This window comes from Streptococcus sp. LYSM12, from assembly GCF_004569635.1.
Classification (GTDB): domain Bacteria; phylum Bacillota; class Bacilli; order Lactobacillales; family Streptococcaceae; genus Streptococcus.
On record NZ_SPOZ01000001.1, the window covers coordinates 55,667 to 77,926 of the forward strand.

General features: G+C 40.2%; 24 protein-coding genes. 18 read left to right on the top strand and 6 right to left on the bottom strand.

Annotation, left to right across the window (positions count from 1 at the left end; genetic code table 11):
* Positions 1 to 70: 70 nt before the first annotated feature.
* From E4T79_RS00195 to E4T79_RS00210, 4 genes are all read right to left on the bottom strand, one after another.
* The gene (locus E4T79_RS00195; RefSeq protein ID WP_135026725.1) at positions 71 to 604 is read right to left on the bottom strand and encodes a hypothetical protein; all 534 of its coding nucleotides are present in this window, start codon (positions 602 to 604) and stop codon (positions 71 to 73) included.
* 4 nt (positions 605 to 608) lie between these two features.
* Positions 609 to 1,148 (bottom strand): hypothetical protein, encoded by a 540-nt coding sequence (locus E4T79_RS00200; RefSeq protein WP_135026726.1) that lies wholly within the window; start codon positions 1,146 to 1,148, stop codon positions 609 to 611.
* Positions 1,149 to 1,152: 4 nt separating this feature from the next.
* Positions 1,153 to 1,599, bottom strand: a complete 447-nt coding sequence (locus E4T79_RS00205; RefSeq protein WP_135026727.1) for a hypothetical protein — start codon at positions 1,597 to 1,599, stop codon at positions 1,153 to 1,155.
* A gap of 92 nt (positions 1,600 to 1,691) precedes the next feature.
* The gene (locus tag E4T79_RS00210; RefSeq protein WP_135026728.1) at positions 1,692 to 2,372 is read right to left on the bottom strand and encodes a hypothetical protein; all 681 of its coding nucleotides are present in this window, start codon (positions 2,370 to 2,372) and stop codon (positions 1,692 to 1,694) included.
* Between the two features lie 357 nt (positions 2,373 to 2,729).
* Here E4T79_RS00210 and truB point away from each other — a divergent pair, with 357 nt between their 5' ends.
* From truB to E4T79_RS00295, 17 genes are all read left to right on the top strand, one after another.
* Positions 2,730 to 3,629 carry a tRNA pseudouridine(55) synthase TruB gene (gene truB, locus E4T79_RS00215; protein WP_135026729.1) on the top strand — a complete coding sequence of 300 codons (900 nt, stop codon included), beginning with the start codon at positions 2,730 to 2,732 and terminating at the stop codon, positions 3,627 to 3,629.
* 177 nt (positions 3,630 to 3,806) lie between these two features.
* A complete protein-coding gene (locus E4T79_RS00220) occupies positions 3,807 to 4,745 on the top strand; it encodes a bifunctional riboflavin kinase/FAD synthetase (protein WP_135026823.1) in 939 nt (312 codons plus the stop codon).
* Positions 4,723 to 5,466 (top strand): potassium channel family protein, encoded by a 744-nt coding sequence (locus tag E4T79_RS00225; protein WP_135026730.1) that lies wholly within the window; start codon positions 4,723 to 4,725, stop codon positions 5,464 to 5,466. The genes E4T79_RS00220 and E4T79_RS00225 overlap by 23 nt, the downstream gene beginning before the upstream one ends.
* 261 nt (positions 5,467 to 5,727) lie before the next feature.
* Positions 5,728 to 6,135: a Spx/MgsR family RNA polymerase-binding regulatory protein gene (locus E4T79_RS00230; protein WP_135026731.1), complete on the top strand. Its 408-nt coding sequence runs from the start codon at positions 5,728 to 5,730 to the stop codon at positions 6,133 to 6,135.
* 2 nt (positions 6,136 to 6,137) lie between these two features.
* Positions 6,138 to 6,416: a UPF0223 family protein gene (locus tag E4T79_RS00235; protein ID WP_135026732.1), complete on the top strand. Its 279-nt coding sequence runs from the start codon at positions 6,138 to 6,140 to the stop codon at positions 6,414 to 6,416.
* Positions 6,406 to 7,164 (top strand): inositol monophosphatase family protein, encoded by a 759-nt coding sequence (locus E4T79_RS00240; protein ID WP_135026733.1) that lies wholly within the window; start codon positions 6,406 to 6,408, stop codon positions 7,162 to 7,164. Before E4T79_RS00235 ends, E4T79_RS00240 begins: the two co-directional genes overlap by 11 nt.
* Positions 7,161 to 8,471 (top strand): RsmB/NOP family class I SAM-dependent RNA methyltransferase, encoded by a 1,311-nt coding sequence (locus E4T79_RS00245; protein ID WP_135026734.1) that lies wholly within the window; start codon positions 7,161 to 7,163, stop codon positions 8,469 to 8,471. The genes E4T79_RS00240 and E4T79_RS00245 overlap by 4 nt, the downstream gene beginning before the upstream one ends.
* A 378-nt stretch (positions 8,472 to 8,849) precedes the next feature.
* Positions 8,850 to 9,059: a hypothetical protein gene (locus E4T79_RS00250; RefSeq protein ID WP_135026735.1), complete on the top strand. Its 210-nt coding sequence runs from the start codon at positions 8,850 to 8,852 to the stop codon at positions 9,057 to 9,059.
* Positions 9,060 to 9,767: 708 nt separating this feature from the next.
* Complete coding sequence (locus E4T79_RS00255) at positions 9,768 to 10,637, top strand: phosphate ABC transporter substrate-binding protein PstS family protein (RefSeq protein WP_135026736.1); 870 nt, start codon at positions 9,768 to 9,770, stop codon at positions 10,635 to 10,637.
* A gap of 2 nt (positions 10,638 to 10,639) precedes the next feature.
* Positions 10,640 to 11,557, top strand: coding sequence for a phosphate ABC transporter permease subunit PstC (gene pstC, locus E4T79_RS00260; protein WP_135026737.1), 918 nt, complete (start codon positions 10,640 to 10,642; stop codon positions 11,555 to 11,557).
* Positions 11,547 to 12,440: a phosphate ABC transporter permease PstA gene (pstA, locus tag E4T79_RS00265; protein ID WP_135026738.1), complete on the top strand. Its 894-nt coding sequence runs from the start codon at positions 11,547 to 11,549 to the stop codon at positions 12,438 to 12,440. The genes pstC and pstA overlap by 11 nt, the downstream gene beginning before the upstream one ends.
* A 10-nt stretch (positions 12,441 to 12,450) precedes the next feature.
* Positions 12,451 to 13,254, top strand: coding sequence for a phosphate ABC transporter ATP-binding protein PstB (pstB, locus tag E4T79_RS00270; protein ID WP_135026739.1), 804 nt, complete (start codon positions 12,451 to 12,453; stop codon positions 13,252 to 13,254).
* Between the two features lie 12 nt (positions 13,255 to 13,266).
* The gene (gene pstB, locus E4T79_RS00275; RefSeq protein WP_135026740.1) at positions 13,267 to 14,025 is read left to right on the top strand and encodes a phosphate ABC transporter ATP-binding protein PstB; all 759 of its coding nucleotides are present in this window, start codon (positions 13,267 to 13,269) and stop codon (positions 14,023 to 14,025) included.
* Between the two features lie 18 nt (positions 14,026 to 14,043).
* Positions 14,044 to 14,700, top strand: a complete 657-nt coding sequence (gene phoU, locus E4T79_RS00280) for a phosphate signaling complex protein PhoU (RefSeq protein ID WP_135026741.1) — start codon at positions 14,044 to 14,046, stop codon at positions 14,698 to 14,700.
* A 726-nt stretch (positions 14,701 to 15,426) separates the two neighbouring features.
* Entirely contained in the window at positions 15,427 to 16,101 is a 675-nt protein-coding gene (locus tag E4T79_RS00285) for a response regulator transcription factor (RefSeq protein ID WP_135026742.1), read from the top strand.
* A complete protein-coding gene (locus tag E4T79_RS00290) occupies positions 16,091 to 17,473 on the top strand; it encodes a HAMP domain-containing sensor histidine kinase (protein ID WP_135026743.1) in 1,383 nt (460 codons plus the stop codon). Before E4T79_RS00285 ends, E4T79_RS00290 begins: the two co-directional genes overlap by 11 nt.
* 119 nt (positions 17,474 to 17,592) lie before the next feature.
* Positions 17,593 to 18,813 (top strand): transglutaminase domain-containing protein, encoded by a 1,221-nt coding sequence (locus E4T79_RS00295; RefSeq protein WP_135026744.1) that lies wholly within the window; start codon positions 17,593 to 17,595, stop codon positions 18,811 to 18,813.
* Between the two features lie 205 nt (positions 18,814 to 19,018).
* On the opposite strand, the gene E4T79_RS00300 is transcribed toward E4T79_RS00295, so the two are convergent.
* Both E4T79_RS00300 and E4T79_RS11400 read right to left on the bottom strand, forming a co-directional pair.
* Positions 19,019 to 19,306: a transposase gene (locus E4T79_RS00300; protein WP_167752583.1), complete on the bottom strand. Its 288-nt coding sequence runs from the start codon at positions 19,304 to 19,306 to the stop codon at positions 19,019 to 19,021.
* A 67-nt stretch (positions 19,307 to 19,373) separates the two neighbouring features.
* Complete coding sequence (locus tag E4T79_RS11400) at positions 19,374 to 19,577, bottom strand: hypothetical protein (RefSeq protein WP_167752584.1); 204 nt, start codon at positions 19,575 to 19,577, stop codon at positions 19,374 to 19,376.
* Between the two features lie 322 nt (positions 19,578 to 19,899).
* Between E4T79_RS11400 and E4T79_RS00305 the strand changes: the two genes are divergently transcribed.
* Positions 19,900 to 21,666 carry a flavocytochrome c gene (locus tag E4T79_RS00305; protein ID WP_135026746.1) on the top strand — a complete coding sequence of 589 codons (1,767 nt, stop codon included), beginning with the start codon at positions 19,900 to 19,902 and terminating at the stop codon, positions 21,664 to 21,666.
* The last annotated feature ends 594 nt before the right edge of the window (positions 21,667 to 22,260 follow it).

A 22,260-nucleotide genomic window follows, 5' to 3' on the forward strand; every position in this document is an offset into this window, starting at 1 on the left:
TCCCAAATAGTGGGAGGAGAATAATTTTCTAACAATCTTTCGTTTCTTTTTGGTAGTTGTCTGCATGGTTTTATTTCCTCACTAACTTGTACAACCATAGTAAATTGAAGGAACCAGGCTTATCCTGTGCTTCAATAATAGGTCTAATGGTTTCGTACATCTCATCTTTTATTTGTTCTTCATTTAATTGAGTTGAATCTAGCACTTTATGTTCAGTACTGCTAATTCCATATCTTAGATTTAGATTAGCATCAAAATTATAACTGTTATATTCTTTATCGTAGTATGAATATCCTCCAACATTCCCTGAAACAAAGGGAAAATAGCTTCCAGAAGAGTCATTTTGATTCTCTACAAAATTGACCCCATCAAAATCATACCGCATATTTGGAATATCCTTGTAAGATAAAGTTCTTAGGTTGATGATGGTTGCCTTAATGACATTATCCCTTCTTTCTTTTTCTGATGTGGCTAACTGTTCTTCATAATAGATGGAATAGGACTCTAAATCTTCTGTAACGACAATGAAAATGAAAAAGATTCCGAGTAGTAGGAGGAGTAATTTTTTAACAATCTTTCGTTTCTTTTTGCTAGGTGTCTGCATGGTCTTATTTCCTCAAAAGCTTGTACAACCACTGCAAATTATAGATTACCGGTTTTTTCTGGGCGTCAATAACAGGTTTTAGCGTGTCATACATCTCATCCTTTAATTGTTCTTCATTTAATTGAGTTAAATCTAGCCTTTTACGTTCAGTATTGCTCCATCTAACTGCATAAGTTAGATGGAGGTTTTCATCAAGATGATATCTGTTACCTTCTTTATCTTGATATGAATATCCGCTAGCATTATTTGAAACAGAGGGAAAATAGCTTCCAGAAGAATCATTTTGATTCTCTACAAAATTGGTTCCATCAAAATCGTAACGCATGTTAGGAATATCCTCATAATTCAAACTTCTCAGGTTAGTGATGGTTGCTTTGATGACATTATCTCTCCTTTCTTTCTCTGATGTGGCTAACTGTTCTTCATAATAGATGGAATAGATTTCTAAATCCCCTGTAACGATAATGAAAATGAAAGAGATTCCGAGCAGGAGGAGGAATAATTTTCTAACAATCTTTCGTTTCTTTTTGCTAGGTGTCTGCATGGTCTTATTTCCTCAAAAGCTTGTACAACCACTGCAAATTATAGATTACCGGTGTTTTTCGTGCGTCAATAATAGGCTTCAATGTATTATACATCTCATCTTTTAATTGTTCTTCATCAAATTGTTTCAAATCCAATGACTTATAGTCGGGACCGTAGGCATCAATTAGATGGAGATTACTATCAAATTTATATGCATACTTTTTTTTATCACGATAGAGGTATCCTTTTTTTATAGTACTGGAGATGCTTGGATGACGCTCCGAGTAGGTATCAAGCTGATTTTCTACAAAATTAGCACCATCAAAATCAAAGCGCATATTGGGGACATCTTTGTAGTTCAAACTTTTCAGGTTAGTGATGGTTACCTTGATAATATTATCCCTCTTTTCTTTTTCCGAGCTTGCTAACTGCTCTTCATAATAGATGGAATAGGTATTCAGATTTTCCATTGCAATGTCGAAAATAAGAAGGCTCCCGAGTAGAAAAAAGAATAATTTTCTAACAATTTTTCTTTTCTTTTTGCTAGGTGTAGGCATGTGTTTTATTTTCCTTTCTTTTTAGCAGGCTTGCGCCCAGGTCTTTGGGGCGCTTTTGCTCTTTGTATCGGTCTGGATGCCTTTCGTTGAATCGCTCTCCTTACTGGTCTGCCAGCTTGCCTTATAGGGCGAATAATTTTCCGTTGGATAGGAGCGCTCACTTTTCTGACAGCCTTTTTAACTGGTTGAACTATTCTTTTTTTAATGGTTTTAGCGATTGGCTTGGTCGCTCGTTTGACAGGCTGTACTACTTTTTTCTGGATGAATTTTCCAGTTTTTTTGATGTTTTTTTGAGCTGGCTGGATAAGCTTTTTTCGGATAGTTTTAACGATTGGCTTGGTCGCTCGTTTGACAGGTTCTACCACCTTTTTCTGGATGAACTTTCCGGTTTTTTGGATGGTTTTAACGATTGGTTTAGTTGCTTGTTTGATAGATTTTATCACCTTTTTTTGGATCGTCTTTCCTACTTTTTGAATAGCTTTGGCGACTGGTTTGATAGCCTGTTTGACAGGTGCTAGTATTTTCTTTGGATTAAATAGTGCTACCTTAGAAGCGGGCTTTGCCTGCTTTGGTTTACTACTTGTCAAGCTAAGACTAGGATTTTTATCTGGCTTGTGGGTCGGAGCTTTTTTCCCTGGTTTTTGCTGCCCTTGCTTCTTGGAGAACTTTTCCCAGTACTCTTTCATCTTGTCTTTGAAATTATTCCACCTGCTCTTTAGTTCTTCCCATTTTTTCAATGCAGGAGATATGATGTAGAATACTGATATTAGTCCTATAGTAGAGAGGCTGAGGAGGGCAGAAGTATTTAAGATAGGCTCGAGTTATTATACTACATACATAAACAAATACGCCACCAATATGTACTGATATATATCGCTATCAGTCGCAAAGAAGAGATGCGAATAAAATGAAGCAGGATAGGCAGTCTGTACGAGTTGGCTATAAGAGAAGAAAGCAGGTGTAAAATAAGGTATTCTGACATTCTTTGACAAACTTTGTCAAAGAATGTACCAAATAGGATAGAAACATGCTATAATAGTCCTATGCTTTCAGGAATTATCAATGTAAAAAAGGAAGCGGGGATGACCTCGCACGATGTGGTATTTAAGCTGCGCAAGATTTTGAAAGAAAAAAAGATTGGTCACGGTGGTACCTTAGATCCAGATGTGACAGGGGTCTTACCGATTGCGGTGGGAAGAGCGACCCGCCTCATCGAGTACATGCAGGAAGAAGGAAAAATCTATGAGGGAGAAATCACTCTAGGCTATAGCACTACAACAGAAGATGCTTCGGGCGAGCTGGTCGAGAAAACCTCTATTCCGATGAGCTTAACAGAAGAGGATATTGATCAAGTCATGCAGAGCTTCATCGGAACGATTACACAGGTACCCCCCATGTATTCAGCAGTCAAGGTCAATGGACGTAAGCTCTACGAATACGCACGGGCAGGAGAAACAGTTGAGCGACCGGAGCGCCGGGTTGTGATTCACCAGTTTGAGCGGACCGGTTCCCTCGTTTTTGAGGGGGAATGTGTGCGCTTTTCTTTCCGTGTGCGATGCGGTAAGGGGACCTATGTGCGAACCTTGTCGGTCGATGTGGGAGCAAGGCTAGGTCTTGCTAGTCACATGTCTAGCTTAGTGCGGACAGGATCAGCTGGTATGGTGCTGGAAGACGCGCTGACAATCGAAGAGATTAGAGATTTGTTTGAAGGCGGGGATAGGTCTTTTCTTCAGCCGATTGAACGTGGAATCGGTGATTTGAAAAGGGTGATGCTGAGTGAAGAGCAGGTGGCAGAAGTAGTGCATGGACGTTTTGTCGCCTTGAATGAAACGGATAATCTGCTTGCAGCTTTTGAGTGCGACAGGCTCATTGCCGTTTTAGAAAAAAGAGAAGATGTGTATAAGCCTAGGAAAGTTTTTATACTTAATGAAAATCAACATTAGACGAGGAAACGCAATCGAAGATAGTTGCAATGGTTAACAACTGTTGCGAGTTGGAAATAAGAAACGTAATAGCGTTTCTCAACAGTTTATGGAGATGAGTTGACAAAAGGTATCGTTTTGATTTTCAAAGAGTATTATCTAGGTCTTTTTGGAGCTTTGTGATACAATAATACAATGATGAAACGGATAAGGATAAACAATTATAGAGAAATCAAATCCCAAGGAGAAACTGTGTTGGTATTGGGATATTTTGATGGTCTTCATCTGGGGCATAAGGCTCTTTTCGATAGGGCACGTGCAATAGCAAATCAGCGAGGTCTGACTGTCACAGTTTTGACCTTTCCTGAATCACCAAGACTTGCCTTTGCCCGTTTTCAACCAGACTTACTCAGTCATTTAACCAGTAAAGAACGTCGTTACCAACTTTTTGAACAATACGGTGTTGACCAGCTCTATTTAACAGATTTTACCAGTGAATTTGCAGCGACCAGCCCTCAAGTATTTGTTGACAAGTATATCAAAGCGTTACAGGCTAGTGTGGTGGTGGTTGGGTTTGATTATCACTTTGGCAACAGCAGGGCATCGGTTGCTACTTTAAAGGATTTCTTTGATGGAGAAGTTGAAGTGGTTGGAGAAGTGCAGCAGGGTGGTGAGAAAGTATCATCAACTCGGATTCGTAAGGCTGTTCAAGATGGACGAGTGAGAGAAGCCAACCAATTATTAGGCTATCCCTTTGAAACAAGAGGGATTGTCGTGCATGGCGATGCACGGGGGAGGACTATTGGTTATCCAACAGCCAATCTAGCTCCCATTGATGCAGTATATCTACCAGGCGATGGCGTGTATGTTGTAGATGTTGCGATTGCAGAGAAACGCTATCGAGCGATGGCTAGTGTCGGAAAAAATATCACTTTTGACGGAACTGAATTGCGCTTAGAAGCCCACATATTTGGATTTAATCGCTATATCTACGGAGAAAGAATCACGATTTACTGGCTGGAAAAAATTCGTGAAATGGTTAAATTTGATGGCATTGATGCCCTTATGACACAAATGAAAGAAGATGAGCGCATAGCGCTCACTTGGAAAGAGTATGCTGAAGAATATCATAAATGATTCGCGCTATGAAACAGGGATGATTGTGATGGCGTTGCTCTACGTTTTGCTAATCGTGAGTGAAATGCTGGCACTTATTTCAGCCCAAAGTATCTTTTATCGTACGTGTGATGCTCTGCTTTGGGGGATTTTTGTATTTGATTATAGTAGCCATTTGTATTATTCTGACAATAAAGGGAGGTACATTCGCAATAATATCCTTGAATTGATTGCAATCGTACCCTTTGTCCAGGTGGCAGCTTTCTTTAGAATCGGTCGAATTGCTCGTTTTGCTAAGTTATTTGGAATCTTAAAGGTTACTCGCTTGATTGCAGTTTCTAGTAAATTGTGGGAAATGTTGCACAAGCTGATGAATACCAATGGTCTCTCTAAAATCTTGGTTCTCAATTTTGGGGCGGTAATGGTGGCAAGCGGTCTTCTCACACTTGTAGAGAAGCAGTCCTTTTTAAACTCTCTCTGGTGGTCGATTGTAACCATGACAACGGTTGGATATGGCGACATTGTACCGCGGACGGCGATTGCGAAACTCATTGCGATTGTGCTGATGCTGATTGGCATTTTGACCTTTGGGATGGTGACAGCTATTATCACACGTTTCTTTGTTGATAGCGAGCGAGATGCTAAGATTGATGGCTTAACTGTCAAAATTGAAGAACAATACCTTATGTTACAGAGATTAGAAGAAAAAATAGATGCTTTATCGAGGGAGAAAGAGAGATAGAACGCCTACTAAATGTATGATATAAACATATTCGAACCCTTGTTTTGAATTAAAAATCTTATAAGAAATCTGCTGACAGAGAAAGTAAGATAGGCTATTTTTAGCTTTTTAGAAAACAAGGGATGTTAAAATGTAGAAAAGCTAGGTTCTGTTCCAAACATTTTTGTGCGTCTGTACAGGGATAAATTGGATTTTATCTTGTAAAAGGCTTTTATCTAGTGTATAATAGAAAGTAAGATCTTAAGCTAGAAAGGTATACTTATGATTACACTATTTTTATCACCAAGTTGTACTAGTTGCCGTAAAGCTAGAACATGGCTAACGAATCATCAGGTACCTTTTTTAGAACACAATATCATGACAAGTCCTTTGACGACAGAGGAATTGAAAAAGATTCTAGCCTTTACTGAAAATGGCACAGATGATTTGATTTCCACGCGTTCAAAGGTCTTTCAAAAGCTCAATATTGATGTCGAAGAACTATCCATTTCAGAATTGATTGAATTGATTACAACTTACCCAAGCTTGCTTCGTCGTCCCATTATCTTAGATAAGAAGCGGATGCAGATTGGATTTAACGAGGACGAAATTCGGGCTTTTTTACCACGGAAGTATCGCAAGCAAGAATTAAAAAATGCGACATTAAAAGCGGAGATAGGACAACTATAGACATGGAAAAGAATTATTCATATCCACTTGATTTTTCGTGGAGCACAGAGGAGCTTTCCTCCGTGCTTTCTTTTTTAAATCAGGTGGAAAAAGCCTATGAGGGAGGCGTGACAGCCAGCGCTCTTTTGGAAGCCTACGACTTGTTTAAAACAGTTGTGAAAAGTAAGGGGGAGGAGCGGAAAATTGATCGTGAATTTGAGGCGGCCTCAGGCTATTCGACTTATCGAGCGATTAAGCAGGCAAAAGAACAGGGAAAAGGGGTGATTTCTCTTGGAAGATAAGTACCGATTTGCAAAAGAGATTGTCCTTGAAGCTGGAGCGTTTTTAAGACAGCACCTGCATGATGATTTGGAAATTAAAGAAAAGGGGCATTTTACAGATTTAGTAACCCAGTTGGATAAGGCTGTTCAAGATCATTTGACGGACCGCATTTTGACACGCTATCCAGCAGATAGCATTTTAGGAGAAGAAAGTCCCGAACACCAGCCACTTGGTCAAGGGAGGGTATGGGTCATTGATCCCATTGACGGAACGACTAATTTTATTGTTCAACAAGCAGATTTTGCAGTCTTGCTGGCTTATTTTGAAAATGGCCTAGGGCGGTTTGGTCTTATTTATGATGTGATAGCAGATAAACTTTATCATGGTGGTGGTGATTTTCCAGTCTATGAAAATGAACGTCTCTTGTCTCCTTTTCAAAGTAAGTCCTTAAAAGAGGGCTTGGTCGGCCTCAATGCGGGGCTTTATGCACAGAATTATGCTGGCTTGGCAGATTTCGCAGATCAGACCTTGGGAACTCGCTCTATCGGTAGCGCAGGCATTAGTTTTTCCCATGTCTTAACAGGACGCTTGCTGGCTCAGGCTTCTTATATCTATCCTTGGGACTACGCCGCAGCGAGCATTTTGGGTGAGAAATTAGGCTATACCTTAATGACAACCAGGGGTGAAAAACCAGCATTTTATGGTCGGGAATATGTGATGCTTGTTCCTACTGAAAAAATAAGAGAAATAAAAGGATATTTACAGTGAGGTCATTACCAGCCGAATTTAAAGAGAAATATGAACACTTGCTGGGTGCAGAAGCACCAGCCTTTTTTGAGAGCTTTCAAGAACCAGCAGTAGCAGGTTTTCGGGTCAATCCCCTAAAGGAAAACCAACAGTCGTTTGGGCAAAAGATTGAAAATATGCCCTGGTCTTACTATGGAAAGATTTCTGGTAAGTCAGTAGCGCATGTCACAGGTTTGCTCTATTCACAAGAACCAGCAGCTCAAATCGTAGGTCAAGTTGCAGCACCGACTGCTGGCATGAAGGTGCTAGATTTGGCTGCGGCTCCTGGTGGCAAGTCCACCCACCTCCTTTCCTATTTGGACAATACAGGTATCCTAGTTAGCAATGAAATTTCAAAGAAACGTTCGAAAATCTTAGTCGAAAATCTTGAACGCTTTGGGGCGCGCAATGTTCTTGTGACCAATGAAACACCTGAGCGTTTAGCCAAGGTGTTTGCAGGTTATTTTGATATGATCGTCCTGGATGCTCCTTGTTCGGGTGAGGGGATGTTTCGTAAGGATCCAGCAGCCATGGAGTACTGGTCAAAAGCCTATCCAAGTGAATGTGCCGTTTTGCAAAAGGAAATTCTAACTTCTGCTATGGAGATGCTTGCTCCCAATGGACAGTTGATTTATTCAACCTGTACCTGGGCGCCAGAAGAAAATGAGGCAATCGTTCACTGGCTTTTGGCCAATTATGAGGTAGAACTACTGGATATTCCCAAAATCAATGGGATGGTAGAAGGAATTCATCTGCCACAAACAGCCCGCATGTATCCGCATCGTTTTATGGGAGAGGGGCAATTTGTTGCGAAATTTGGCTATAAGGGTGAAGCGCAAGCAAGCAGGAAAAGTAGGGGAAATAAGTCCAATCTTAGTCGAGAACAAAGTCAATTATGGCAGGAGTTTTCGAAAACGAATCTCAACTTTCAAGCAGACGGTATCTTGCAAGTCTTTGGTGAAGAGCTCTATCTATTGCCTCAGGGCTTGCCCGATGTTGCTAAGGTTAGGATTGCCCGCAATGGACTGCATCTGGGAACCTTTAAGAAGAAACGTTTTGAGCCAAGCTTTGCCTTGGGCTTAGCCCTAAAGAGTGGAGAAGTAAGGCGAAGAGTAGAGATTTCAGAAGAAGAATTTACACGGTATGTAGCTGGACAGACGATTGCAGTATCAAAGGATTTGCCCAAGGGCTGGTATCAAGTTGTCATTGCTGGAAATGGTCTTGGTTTTGCCAAAGTTGTCTCAGGAACGCTTAAAAATGCCTTTCCAAAGGGTCTCAGATTTTCCTAGCACCTATCAACAGTCTACGGCTAAACTGTTGGTAGAAATCAAATAAGACAAACGAAGTCTGTGCCTTATTTATTGGCAGTGGTTAGCTGGTTATTCATCCCATTTCATTTGTGGCTAACCCAACTATCTTCACTGGGACCTCATAACGAAGTTGTGAGATCGTCTATTTTGTCTAGGAGTTGCTTCGGGAGTGGGAAAGAACTCAAAACACATAAGAAAGCGTTTGTTTTTGACCTTATTTCCTGCATTCTAGTTTCGGGCTGAGCCGGTCTATTCCCAGACCATTTCACTCCCCCCCGCATAGTCAACAGTCAGAGTAGTGACTCTTGGAAGTTGGAAATGAAGCGAACGCGCTCGCATCAGTCGTAGAGGTCAGATGTGGAGTGGGAAACAGGAACAAATATGAGTAAAAAGCTCCAGTGGAGCTTTTTAGCCTGCTCCCTGAAAAAGAGCAGCAGTTCATTTCCAATCTTCAAGGCCATGATAGCCATTGAAGTTATCAACCACTGCGTCAACGTCATTCGGTTCATAAAGTTAGAAAGCTCGGAAAAAGAGCCGTTGCAAATTTTATTTGCTCCAAAGGCATAGTATATCTTTGGAGCTGTGGCTACCTTTAGGTGTAGTTTTTCCTAGAACTTTAAGTTCTGCGTCAAAACTCCTATTTTGCTTTGCTCGTTTAACGCCCTCGTATCTTGTGTAATTGAACACGCCCTAAACTCTGTGCGAAAAAGATAAATTTTCCTAGAAACTAATGTTTCTTCGTCAAATTTCCTATTTTCGCTTTGAGTTCTTTACGGGCTTTGTATCTTGTGTAACTGAACTTGGGCTAAAAGCTCGGAAAAAAGATAAATACTCCTAGAAGCAAAAGCTTCTTCGTCGTATTTCCTATTTTCGCTTTGAGTTCTTTACGGGCTTTGTATCTTGTGTAACTGAACTTGGGCTAAAAGCTCGGAAAAAAGAGACGAAGCCGCTGCAAATTTTATTTGCCTACGGATACGGCTACCTTTAGGTATAAATATTCCTAGGAAGTAGGCTGAAAACCTCCACTGGAGCTTTTCACTCGTCGTATTTCCTATTTTTACCGTAGCTGTTGCAGGCTGTGCCTGCTTTACAGATACGGATGCCCTTTGGGTACATTCGCTTTTTACACGTCCTCGTATCTTAGTTAGAAATACTTTGCAACTTGTGATGTTATATGATATAGTGGAAATGTGTAAAATTCTTGTAAATAGGTTGTAATGTTTATGAAGACCATTACATAGAAGAACACGTAAAAATGTAAAGGAAAAATGAAAAATGAAACAAAAACGTAGGCTTGGCATACTCGTTGCCTGTCTTTTAGCGAGCCTTAGTTTATCTGCTTGTGCTTCATGGATTGACCGTGGAGAATCGATTACAGCAGTCGGATCAACTGCCCTTCAACCTTTGGTAGAAGCTGCAGCAGATGAATTTGGGATTGAAAACCAAGGCAAGACCATCAATGTTCAAGGGGGCGGTTCTGGTACAGGATTATCACAAGTCCAGTCAGGAGCTGTTCAGATTGGCAATAGCGATGTCTTTGCCGAAGAAAAATCTGGGATTGATGCAGATAGATTGGTTGATTACCAGGTCGCTGTAGCAGGTATTGCAGTGATTGCCAACAAAGAGGTCAATGTTCAAGATATCAGTCTCGAACAATTAAAAAAGATTTTTAAGGGCGAAGTGACCAACTGGAAAGAGCTGGGTGGAAAAGATTTAGACATTTCCATTATCAACCGTGCGGTGGGTTCTGGCTCTCGAGCAACCTTTGATACGGTGGTTATGAAAGGGGAAGAAGCGACCCAGAGCTTGGAGCAGGATTCAAACGGAATGGTGAAATCCATCGTGTCTCAAACACCAGGTGCTATTTCTTATCTTGCCTTTTCCTACGTTGATGATTCGGTCAGAACGATTCAGTTAAATGGATTTGAGCCAACTATGGATAATGTTGTGACCAATGACTGGCCGATTTGGTCTTATGAACATATGTATACCATGGGTGAGGCAACTGGCCTTGAAAAAGAATTTATAGACTATGTCATGTCTGACAAGGTTCAAAAAGGAATTGTCCTGGATATGGGGTATATTCCAGTTAATGATATGAAAGTCACAAAGAGTGCAGATGGTATAGTCAAGGAGATAAAGTAAGTATGAAAAATAAAGAACTTGCAAAAGAATTGCTCACTCCTTCCAAAAATTCTCGTCTAGAGATATTTGGAAAGAGTATCACCTTTCTCTGCCTAGCCTTAATCGTTTTCATCGTGGCTATGATTTTACTCTTTGTCGCACAACGAGGTTTATCTACTTTCTTTGTGAATGGGATTAACATTTTTGAATTTTTATTTGGGAGTGTCTGGAAGCCAGCCATTAAGTCTTTCGGTGCTTTTCCAATGATTGCTGGCTCATTCATCGTGACTATTTTATCTGCGATTATTGCGACACCTTTTGCGATTGGAGCAGCAGTTTTTATGACGGAAGTATCCCCTAAGTATGGGGCAAAAATCTTGCAACCCGTTATTGAGCTGTTGGTCGGAATTCCGTCGGTTGTCTATGGATTTATCGGTTTGCAGGTTGTGGTACCCTTTGTCCGCTCAATCTTTGGTGGAACGGGTTTTGGTATCTTATCAGGGGTATTTGTCCTTTTTGTTATGATTTTGCCGACCGTAACCTTTATGACTGTTGATAGCTTGCGGGCTGTACCTCGTCATTACCGTGAAGCCAGTCTTGCTATGGGAGCTACTCGCTGGCAAACCATTTGGCGGGTGACGCTTCATGCGGCCAAGTCTGGTATTTTCACCGCAGTGATTTTTGGAATGGCAAGAGCCTTTGGTGAAGCTCTTGCGATTCAAATGGTCGTTGGAAATTCAGCTGTTGTCCCAACTTCTCTGACTACTCCAGCAGCTACTTTGACATCTGTCTTGACCATGGGAATAGGAAATACTGTTATGGGAACTGTACAGAATAACGTTCTCTGGTCATTGGCTCTCGTCTTATTATTGATGAGCCTAGTCTTTAATTTAATTATGAAATTTATTACGAGAGAGAGGAAGAGAAACTATGCACGCTAAAAAAATGGATAAATTAGCGACTGGGATCTTGTATTCGATTGCAGGCATCATCGTTGCAATCTTGACATCCCTCATTCTCTATATCTTATTGCGAGGTCTACCACATATCAACTGGTCATTCTTGACGGGAAAATCTTCTTCCCATAAAGCAGGTGGGGGAATTGGGATTCAGCTTTACAATTCTTTTTTCCTACTCGTGGTGACAATCCTGATTTCTGTACCGCTTTCTACTGGGGCAGGTATCTATCTAGCGGAGTACGCTAAGAAAGGTCGCTTGACCAACTTTATTCGAACTTGCATTGAGATTTTATCTTCGTTGCCGTCTGTCGTTGTTGGTTTGTTTGGTTACTTGATTTTCGTGGTTCAGTTCCAGTATGGATTTTCGATTTTATCGGGAGCTTTGGCGCTGACGGTCTTTAACTTACCACAAATGACACGCAATGTTGAAGATAGTCTTCGCCATGTCCATCATACCCAGCGTGAGGCCGGTCTCGCTCTTGGAATTTCTCGTTGGGAAACAGTCGTGCATGTGGTCATTCCAGAAGCTCTTCCAGGGATTGTGACAGGGATTGTCCTTGCGTCTGGTCGAATATTTGGGGAAGCAGCAGCTTTGATTTATACAGCAGGTCAATCCGCACCAGCCCTCGATTGGTCTAATTGGAACCCGCTTAGTGTCACTAGTCCGATTTCGATTTTTCGTCAGTCAGAAACGCTTGCAGTTCATATCTGGAAAGTTAACAGCGAAGGAACGATTCCGGACGCAACTCAGGTTTCTGCTGGTAGTGCAGCTATTCTCTTGATTTTCATCTTGATTTTCAACCTATCTGCACGCTATATTGGTAAGAAATTGCATACGAAATTGACATCTGCAGCCCTGAATTAGAGGAGAGAAAATGGCAGAATATAATTGGAATGAAAAGCATATCATCGCCTTTCCGCAGGAGAAAATTGCCTTAGAAACAAAGGATTTACATGTCTACTATGGCGGTAAAGAATCCATTAAGGGAATTGATATGCAGTTTGAAAAAAATAAAATTACAGCCTTGATTGGTCCGTCAGGTTCTGGGAAGTCAACCTATTTGCGGAGTTTGAATCGGATGAATGATACGATTGATATCGCTAAGGTGACAGGAGAAATTCTCTATGAGGGAGTAGATGTTAATCGTCCTGAGATTAATGTCTATGCCATGCGTAAGCATATTGGTATGGTCTTCCAACGTCCCAATCCTTTTGCAAAGTCTATTTACCGCAATATTACCTTTGCTCATGAACGTGCGGGTGTAAAGGATAAAAAAGTCTTAGATGAGATTGTTGAAACATCTCTCAAGCAAGCAGCACTCTGGGATCAGGTTAAAGACGATCTCCACAAGTCAGCCTTGACCCTATCAGGTGGACAGCAGCAGCGTTTATGTATCGCGCGAGCGATTGCAGTTAAGCCTGAAATTTTGCTCATGGACGAGCCTGCATCAGCACTTGATCCGATTGCGACGATGCAGCTGGAAGAAACGATGTTTGAATTGAAAAAGAATTACACGATTATCATCGTAACCCACAATATGCAACAAGCAGCTCGTGCGAGTGACTATACAGCTTTCTTTTACTTGGGAGATTTGATTGAGTATGATAAGACAGCCAATATCTTCCAAAATGCCAAGCTACAATCAACCAGTGACTATGTGTCAGGACACTTTGGATAGAGAGGAACTTTGATGACAGCACCGATTTTACAAGTCAAAGACTTGTCTGTTTACTATAATAAGAAAAAGGCCTTGAACAATGTTTCCGTCGATTTTTATCCGAATGAAATCACCGCTCTAATTGGTCCGTCAGGTTCTGGAAAATCAACTCTTTTGCGTTCTATTAACCGTATGGGAGATTTGAACCCAGAGGTAACCTTGACAGGAGCGATTGATTACAATGGTCGAAACATCTATAGCCCACGTACGGATACGGTTGATTTGCGCAAAGAGATTGGGATGGTTTTCCAACAGCCCAATCCTTTCCCAATGACGATTTATGAAAATGTTGTCTATGGCTTACGAATCAATGGCATTAAGGACAAGCATGTCTTAGATGAAGCAGTGGAGAAATCTTTGATAAGCGCTTCAATCTGGGACGAAGTTAAGGACCGCTTGAATGATTCAGCACTTGGTTTATCAGGTGGTCAGCAGCAGCGGGTTTGTGTGGCAAGGGTTCTTGCAACCAGTCCTAAAATTATCCTTCTTGATGAGCCAACGTCAGCCCTCGACCCGATTTCAGCGGGAAAAATTGAAGACACCTTGTATGGTCTAAAAGACAAGTACACCATAGTGTTGGTAACTCGCTCGATGCAACAAGCTTCACGGATTTCAGATCGCACAGGCTTCTTCTTAGACGGGAATTTGATTGAGTATAATAGGACCAAGGAAGTTTTCTTAAATCCTCGTCATAAAGAAACTGAGGACTATATCACAGGAAAATTTGGATAATAAAAAGGAACGATAACTATGTTAAGAACACAATTTGAAGAAGAACTAGATAAATTGCACAATCAGTTTTACGCTATGGGAAATGAGGTGCTTGGGCAAATCAACAATACTGTACAAGCTTTCATCACGCATGATCGTGAATTGGCCAAAGAAGTCATTGAATCAGATGCTAAAATCAATGCTTTTGAAATCAAGCTAGAGAAAAAATCTCTAGAAATCATCGCCTTGCAACAGCCTGTATCAACTGATTTACGCACCGTGATTACCGTCTTAAAAGCTACCAACGATCTGGAGCGCATGGGTGATCATGCAGTATCGATTGCGGAAGCGGCTATCCGTATGAAAGGAGAAGTCCGTATCCAAGTCGTTGAAGCAGAAATTAAGAAAATGGGACGTGAGGTCCGTAAATTGGTCGAAGCAGCATTGGAGTTATACCTTAATGGTGGTGACACAGAGCAGGCCTATGAGCTAGCAGCCCATGATGAGATTATCAATCAATATTACGATGCTATTCAAGATTTGGCGACTGAGGAAATCAAGAAAAATCCAGATGCCTTGATTGCTGGACGGGATTACTTCCAAGTCATCTCCTATCTTGAACGTATTGGGGATTATGCCAAAAATATTTGTGAATGGGTCGTTTATCTTCGCACAGGAAACATCACAGAATTATAAAAAGAATGGAAAAAGTCGCTAGAATTGTATTTCTAACGGCTTTTTTTCATATATAGGTAGTAGAAATAGAGCTTTTGGTTTCCTTTAAGTTTATTGGGGTAGAATAGGTAGTGTAGTCTTTTAGTTTGCTTTTAGTACGAAGCAACGAGCTGCAGGCTATACTAGAGTATGGTAAAGCGAGTGAACGAAGTAAATAATACTTAACTAATTTCAAAAATAGCGAATTTTTAAACTAGTTTTCAAGAGAAAGCGAACGTAGTGAGCTAAAAGACTACTTCTGCAGTAGTAGTATCCCCAGCAATAAATACCTTGTTGCTGAGGACAGGATTTTCGAGACCTTAAGCTCGAAAATTAGGAACAAAACACCGTATCTGTCCGCATAACTTAAGGAAGTAGTAAGAACTGCTAATGTTGATTTTAAATGAGTATAAAAGATAAACGAAATGACTATAGAATGATTGTAATGTGATTCCATCAACTATTTTTTTGGTGGGGAATTGAATAGTCTTTGAGAGCTGTTATCGAGAGCTTGCCACTTATCTTCCAGCAATTTAGTGGCTTGTGTGAGCTTATTTGTATTCGCATTACCTAAGGAACATTTAATCAGTAGATAGAAGATTTTGTAGCTGTTGAGTATTGATGAATAGTAACAATAGTAAAGATTGCTACTGGTTTAGAATGTTTCCTAATTTCGTGATATAATAGATAGTGTAGGGGAGATTAAAAATGATTAAGATATTATTAGTAGAAGACGATTTGAGTTTGTCAAATTCAGTATTTGACTTTTTAGATGATTTCGCAGATGTCATGCAGTTTTTTGATGGTGATGAGGGATTATATGAAGCTGAATCTGGTGTCTATGACCTTATTTTGTTAGACTTGATGTTGCCAGAAAAAGATGGTTTTCAAGTTCTTAAGGAATTGCGAGAAAAAGGTATCACAACCCCTGTTTTGATTACAACGGCCAAGGAAAGTTTGGACGATAAAGGACATGGCTTTGAGCTGGGAGCGGATGACTACCTAACCAAGCCTTTTTACCTAGAAGAATTGCGGATGCGCATTCAAGCTCTTCTCAAGCGCTCGGGTAAGTTCAATGAAAACGTCTTAGTCTTTGGTGAGTTATCTGTCGATCTTTCAACGAATACAAGCACTGTTGATGGTGATGAGGTAGAATTACTAGGAAAAGAATTTGACCTGCTTGTCTATTTCTTACAAAATCAAAATGTCATTCTACCTAAGACACAAATTTTTGATAGGATTTGGGGTTTTGATAGTGATACAACTATTTCAGTTGTGGAGGTTTATGTTTCTAAAATTAGAAAAAAATTGAAAGGGACGACCTTTGCTAAGCAGCTGCAAACCCTTAGAAGTGTCGGATATATCTTGAAAAATGTTGATTAAATTTCGTAACCTCTACCATACAGATAATTTTTCTTATTTTATCCGGTATTTTGCTGTTTTTACCCTCATTTTCAGCTTAATGACGCTCATTATTTTCCAGCTGATGCGCTCAACGATGTATCGGAGTTCAGACGAAAATTTTAAAGAATTTGCAAATAACCCAGAGATGATGATGGAGTTTGCACGGGCACGTGGCTTATCACCTGAAGCAGAAATCGTCTGGGAAAAAAATACGAGTGCAGATCAGGCGAATAAAAAGATGGAGGTCAGTGGGACAGCTGATGGTGAAAATAAACTCTTTTATCCCACTTCCAAAATCAGACTGAATGCCAATTACCATGTTGTACTCTACGATAGTAAGGGCAATCGCCTTAATCAAGTGGATTATTTCTCGGGCTTAGCTGATCTACAGCTTGATAAGGAGTCTTTAGATGTCATTACTGAGTGTGTCGTGACTACTCCCTTTGATGAGAAAGAATACTATCGTTGTATGACTCTTACCCTGCCGTCCAATGCTGTTTCAGCTTATACAGGCTTAGATATCAAATACGCAACCATTCTCTTTAATACTAGTCAGATTAAGTCTTCCATTGCTTCTTACGAATCAACGGTGATGTTTGTTATGATTGGTTTTTGGTTCATTTCGATTATAGCTAGTATCTATCTTTCAAATGTCAGTATGCGCCCAATTCTCGCCAGCTTTCAAAAGCAGAAAGAATTCGTGGAAAATGCCAGTCATGAATTGCGCACTCCCCTCACTGTCTTGCAAAACCGTCTGGAAAGTCTGTTCAGACATCCTGAGGCGACGATTATGGATAGTAGTGAGAATATTGACTCAAGTTTAGCAGAAGTGCGCAATATGCGACTGTTAACGACTAATTTATTAAACCTGGCTCGGCGTGATGATGGGTTAAAACCCGAAATTGTAGATGTTCAGCCCACTTTCTTTGATGAAACGTTAGCCAATTATCGCATCATAGCTGAGGAAAATGGTAAAATTTTGGAAGTCAACAACCAAGTCAAGGAAGTGCTTCACACAGATAAGACCTTACTGAAGCAGTTGATAACCATTTTGGTGGATAATGCTATGAAATATTCTGAAGATGACGGACATATCTGGATTGATATTTTGGTCAAAGACCGTTTTCTCATCATTAAAGTGGCAGATAATGGACTTGGGATTAGTCTTGAAAATAAAAAGAAAATTTTTGATCGTTTCTATCGTGTCGATAAGGCAAGAACCCGTCAAAAGGGAGGTTTTGGACTTGGTCTTTCTCTTGCCAAACAGATCATTGAAACCTTAAATGGCTCGATTATCGTTCAAGACAATCATCCAAAGGGAAGCCTTTTTGAAGTACGTTTACCCAAGTAAATAGGAAGTAGATCCATTACTAGATCAGGGAAAATAACCTGGTCTAGTTTTTTGTAGAAATTGACAAAATATTTGAATGGTGGTATGTTTAAGTAAAGCGAAAAATATGGAGTGTGATTATGAAAAAAGTTCCGTTCAGCCTATTAACCTTGCTGTCAGTAGCCTTTCTATCAGCCTGCTCAATCCAAAAGACTAGTGATCAGTTGGAACATTTTCTAGCAGAGGCCTCTCAAGAGAAGAAGCAGCTTGAGGCTGAATTGATAAATGTAAAAGAAGAAGTCCAAAAAAATTTCTACTACCAACAATTAGCCACTGAAAAGGAGCGCCGTATCTATCTGCAATTTGTAAATGGCTTAAAAAAACGGGCACAAGTGATTGATATAGAGTCGACTAATGAGGAGAATTATGTACAAGTTTATTTATCTGTTGCCTATGACTACCCAGAATTTTATTGGCTAACGGATGAAGAAGCTATGACGGATGGGATTAATTTCTTGGATTTGGAAGAACCGACTTACCCGTCTGACCTATCTCTGGTGAACAATCAATTAGAAAAACAGGTAACGAGCATACTAGAACAAGCACCGACTGGGTCAGACTATGAAAAAGTTAAGTATTTTTATGAGGTGATTATCAAGCAAACAGAATATGATATAGAAGCTTTCAAAAACAAGCGTTTAAATTGGAGAAGCCAAGGTATTCTTAGTGTTTTATTAGATAAAAAATCGGTATGTGCAGGTTATAGCAGAACATTTCAGTATCTCTGCAAAAAAGCGGGAATTGATTGTATCTATGTATCTGGTGTTGCAAAAGGTAGTTCCGGAGAAGAGATTGGTCACGCATGGAATTTGGTCAAGATCAATGGGCAATATTATGGCGTTGACACAACGTGGGGAGATCCTGTTTTTGACCAAGCGATGGGGAGCGAAATCTACACAGATATTTCCTATGATTACCTATGCGTTCCAAGTGAAATGCTAGAAAGAAGTAGGGTGGCTCATAAAAGTTTACTCCAGTATTGGGGAATTGAGCCTTATGCTCAATCGCAGGAGTTGACCTATCCTGTTTGTACTGATAATTCATTAAACTATTATGTTCAAAAAGGAGTCTATTTCACGAACTTTAATGAGGCAGCCGTTTTACAATCTATCACTGAGCAAAGACTACAGGGAGTAGATAAAATTTTTATCCAATTTGCCAGCAAAGAGGACATGCAACAAATGATGACACTAGCATCAACGGAAAATAATGCTATTTTTCAAGCTTTAGGTGAGGTAGAAAACTATAAATATGTGTATAACGAACAAACTTATACGTTTGAAATAACAGCATGGTATTAGAAAATCCACTTGCTAAAGTCGTCTGATTTGTAGGATAGTGGATATGCATGAGATAGTCTTTCTAATATTTTTTGAAAACTATATTTGAACAAGGTCTATCTCTATAACGCAAAAGCAACGGTTTTGATGCCGTTGCTTTTTGTGAATATGGGAAGAGTTTTTGTTCCAGACTCTATTATAATATAGTCATATCGTTTATCTTAGTCTATAAACAGTATCCTAGACTTTCATATACAGACTTTCCAGTTCTGAGTAGATTCCGAACCTTGTTTTTGAGAGTAGCCCAATATTGTTCAATCGGGTTGAGTTCAGGAGAATATGGAAGTAATGGAAGAAAATAATGTCCCTTGGCTATGGCAAGCTTATCCAATTTCGCTTTAGGATGGAAACTGGCATTATCCATCACAATAAGATGTGGCTCTGACAAAGAGGATAAGAGCTGTTTATCAAACCATTTGGTATAGTCTTTTAGTTTGCTTTTAGTACTAGGCAAGGAGCTGCAGGCTGTACTGGAGTACGGCAAAGCGAGTTAACGAAGTAATAAAAGATAAACGAAACGACTATAAAAAGGCGCTCGTCATACTGTCTTTGTAAATCATAGGAGCAATCATCTCATGAGCAACCAGACCTGCAACTACAGATGTGCGTTCGAAACAACGACCTCTTATAAACAATGTAGCCAAACAGTCATTACGGTAGCGGGCATTTTCGATAAAGGAACCAAGTTTTGTAGTTACCTGTGTTCGAGGCGCTATTGGCGCCATGCTAGTAAGTATCGGCAAACAAGGTAAGGTTATACACCTAGATAATAGGACTTCTATTAATCTAAAAGGAGATATAAGAGGTTGGGATTTTTGTCCCAACCTCTTTCAGTAAGAAGAAGCAGTGTCCCTTTTAATTCATATCCTATTCTATTTTCTTTGAATAGCAAAACTGAAAAATAGCAATTTTCTGACTTTCCTCATAATGATAAAAAATTCATGATAACGGTTGCATTATTTTATTTTTGTGCTAAAATAGGTGTGTGATTTAAAGCACATACTATATCATATCTATTGGTTTGCAATAGAATAAAAGGAGGTAAAAATGAAGAAAAGTTGGAAGTTTATACTGTTCAGTTTTGTTGCAGTATTGCTGATGTTTGGCTGCTCAGCCACGAAAAAAGGTGGTACTTTTGAAGGTACTGGTAGTGGGAAGCATGGTGATATTAAAGTTGCTGTTACGATTACAGACGGTGCTATCACCAAGATTGATGTCTTAGAACAGGATGAAAATAAGGTTTTGTCTGAGCCAGTTTACGAAGAGTTGCAAGAGATGATTATCGCTCAAAACTCAGCAGATGTTGAGGCGGTATCTGGCGCTTCTGCAACCAGTGAGGGCTACCTCAATGCGGTAAAAGATGCGGTTGAAAAATCAGGCATTACTCTTGTAGCAGCTAAAAAGACAAAACAGGCAAAAGAAAAGGATAAAATTCCAGTAGATCAAACCTTTGACGTAGTCGTTGTTGGTTCTGGAGGAGCAGGTTTTAGTGCAGCGATTGAAGCAGCAGAGGCTGGTAAAAAAGTAGCTATTCTTGAAAAACTTCCAGCAATCGGTGGAAATACTCTTCTTTCTGGTGGTGAAATGAATGCACCAGGTAACTGGGTGCAAAAGAAATTAGGAATCGAGGGTGATTCAGTAGAGGTCTACTACCAAGACACTATGAAAGGTGGTGACAATGTAGGAGATCCGAAGATGGTCCGCTTGATGGCTGAAAAAGCATTGGAATCAGCTGAATGGCTCCGCGATGACATCAAGGTTGAATTTTTGCCAGACCAATTATTCCAATTTGGTGGCCATACCTATAAACGTGCCTTGATTCCAGTTGGTCATACTGGTGCTGAGTTGATTTCTAAATTAAAAATCAAAGCTGACGAATTGAAGATTCCAGTTTTCTTGAATGTTAAAGCTGAAAAATTGATGAAAGATGATAGTGGTAAAATCGTTGGTGTTACTGCGACAGATAAAGACAAACGTGAAGTGACTTTCAATGCGAAAGATGCTGTCATTTTGACAACTGGTGGATTTGGTTCAAACATTGAAATGCGTAAGCAATACAATAAAGAGTACGACGAACGCTACCATTCTACGGACTCTGTTGGTACAACAGGGGACGGAATTGTAATGGCTCAAGAAGTAGGCGCAGCGCTTACGAATATGGAAAGCATCCAAACCTATCCGATTGCTAATCCAAAAACAGGTATGATTTCCTTATTAGCAGATACCCGCTTTGACGGTGCTATTCTCATCAATCAGGAAGGAAAACGTTTCGTGGAAGAATTGGAACGCCGTGATGTGATTTCTAAGGCTATTCTAGCTCAAACAGGTGGCTATGCTTACCAAATCTGGAATGATGATATCGATGCGATTTCTAAGACAAAAGAAGCTCATAAGGCAGAATACGATGAGTTGATTCGTGAGAAATTATTGGTCAAGGCAGATACCATAGAAGAAGCAGCGAAATTCTTTGATATTGATGTTGATAGTTTGAAAGAAACTCTTGCAAAAGTCAATGCTTATGCAAAAGATGGAGAAGATAAGGATTTTCATCACCGTGGTGGCTTGGTGTCACTTGAAAAAGGTCCCTACTATATTGAAAAAGCTGCACCATCTGTACACCATACAATGGGTGGATTGGTCATCAATGAAAAGACAGAAGTCTTAGATGAAAGCGGAAAAGCTATTCCTGGACTTTATGCAGCAGGTGAACTGACAGGTGTTATCCAAGGTAAAAACCGTCTAGGTGGTAATGCGATTACAGATATTATTACCTATGGACGTATTGCTGGTAAACAAGTCGGAGCAATGAAATAATACTTTGTAAAATCAACAGCTGATGGTGCAAGGAAGTCTAAGCTAGAACGAAAGTTCGGACAAGGTGAGCAAAGGTTGGAGGAAGTTGATGTTTGACGAGGATAAGATACGATATAGTCACTTCGTTCACTCGCTTTGCCGTACTTTCTACAGCCTGCAATAAAGCAAGCTAAAAGACTATAAAAGAGGCTGGGACTTATGTCCCAGCTTTCTCACTTTATGAACCGAATGATGTTGACGCAGTGGTTGCTTGCTTTATAGTCATTTCGCTTATCTTTTGTTACTTCGTTCACTCGCTTTGCCGTACTTTCTACAGCCTGCAGCTCGTTGCCTGGTACTAAAAATAAACGAAACGGATCGACTATAAGGGAACAGGCTAAAAATCTCCAGTGGAGCTTTTTACTCATATTTGTGCGTGTTTCCCACTCCAAATCTGACCTCTACGACTGATGCGAACTCGTTGGCTTCATTTCCAACCTCCAACAGTCACTACTCTGACTGTTGGAGCTATGCGGGGTGGGAGTGGAACGGTTTGGGAATAGACCGTTTCAGCCCGAAGCTAGAATGCAGGAAATAAGGAAAACCCAACTCTTT